The sequence below is a fragment of the Burkholderia sp. BCC1644 genome, assembly GCF_902833225.1.
Classification (GTDB): Bacteria; Pseudomonadota; Gammaproteobacteria; order Burkholderiales; family Burkholderiaceae; genus Burkholderia.
In genome coordinates, this window is record NZ_CADFEI010000046.1 from 1 (window position 1) to 1,560 (window position 1,560).

Annotated in this window: 1 protein-coding gene; it reads left to right on the plus strand. The window is 61.0% G+C overall.

All coding sequences use genetic code 11. The annotated features are described in order from the left end of the window. Nucleotides 1-131 precede the first annotated feature (131 nt). The gene (locus HWX87_RS37590; protein ID WP_176051830.1) at nt 132-1,262 is read left to right on the plus strand and encodes an IS110 family transposase; all 1,131 of its coding nucleotides are present in this window, start codon (nt 132-134) and stop codon (nt 1,260-1,262) included. The last annotated feature ends 298 nt before the right edge of the window (nt 1,263-1,560 follow it).

Consider the following 1,560-nt stretch of genomic DNA (forward strand, 5'->3'; position numbering starts at 1 on the left):
TTAGGCAGTATGACTTCGCGTGAGGTAGAGGGCTGGCCTGCGGCGAGGAAGCAAACGCGGGTTAGCATTGCAGCCAGAGCCGCACGGTGTGGACGGTGCCACACCCGGCACTTTCTCGCACGGAGGCCAGCATGGAACACGATAGCACGCTGTACGTCGGCCTGGATGTTCACAAGGACTCGATCACGGTCGCGTACGCGCTCGGCCCGAACGAGGTCGAACTGCTTGGCAGGATCGGGACGACGCAGACGGACATCGATCGGCTGTGCAAACGTCTGCAGTCCAAAGCAGACCGCATACGCGTCGTCTATGAAGCGGGCCCGTGCGGCTACGGGCTCTACCGTCAGCTCGCGCAAAAGGGCTTTGACTGCATGGTGTGCGCACCGTCACTGATTCCTAGAAAACCCGGCGAGCGCGTCAAGACCGACCGACGCGACGCCGTCAAGTTGGCGCGGTTGCTCCGTACCGGCGACTTGTCAGCGGTGTACGTGCCTAGCGTAGACGATGAAGCGTTTCGCGATCTGGCACGTGCGTGGGTGAGCGCCAAAGACGATATGAAGCGCGCACGGCAGCGGCTAAAGGCTTTCCTGCTGTCGCACGGCGTGCGCTACACGGGCCGGGCCGACTGGGGGCCTGCGCACCGGCGCTGGCTGAGCGCATTTTCGTTCGACAACCTTTGGCAGCAACTGGCGCTCGACGAGCTTCGACGCACAATCGAGGACCGGCTCGCGCAGTGTGGTCGGCTCGAGGCTGCGCTGCGCGAGGCGGTCGTCAACTGGCGTTTCTATCCTGCTGTACTGGGCTTACAGGCCATGCGCGGTGTGCAGTTCACTACGGCAGTGGGTATGCTCGCCGAATTGGGCGATCTCTCACGCTTCGCGCACCCGCGCCAATTGATGGCCTGGCTTGGCGTTACTCCGTCAGAGCATTCCTCCGGCAACAAACGTCGTCAGGGCAGCATCACCAAAACGGGTAACGGCTATGCAAGAAAGTTGTTAGTCGAGGCCGCCTGGAGCTACCGGCACCCGGCACGTGTGAGCCCCGAGATCCAGCGGCGACATGAAGGCCTTCCCAAGCCCATCATAGATCGCGCCTGGGACGCGCAGATACGACTGTGCCGGCGTTATCGCAAGCTTGTCGCTCACGGCAAGGAAAAGAACATCGCTGTGGTCGCGGTCGCCCGCGAACTCGGTGGGTTCATCTGGGACATCAGCCGGCTGGCGATGTCGCTCGCCGTACCGAGCGAGGTGCACGCGGCGTAATGCAACGCCTGAGTCCCCTTGACCTTACCTTAACCACTGGAGGAAGAGTTTCCTGAAGGCGACGTAGCCCGGCACGCGAGTAACCCGCGAGAACACTACGCAACGGAGAACATCCGACTTGCGATTTTAGATGGCGGCAGGCTCGTTGGGCGGACCTCTGTAATGCGGTAATCAACCCGCGAATATCAGTGTGATCCACCGTCGAGTTTTACTGCTACGTCGCCCTCAGGAAATTCGTATGACATGTACTTGAGAAGCTGAAAACCGATCCCCATTGACACGCGAAGTCATATCAGTG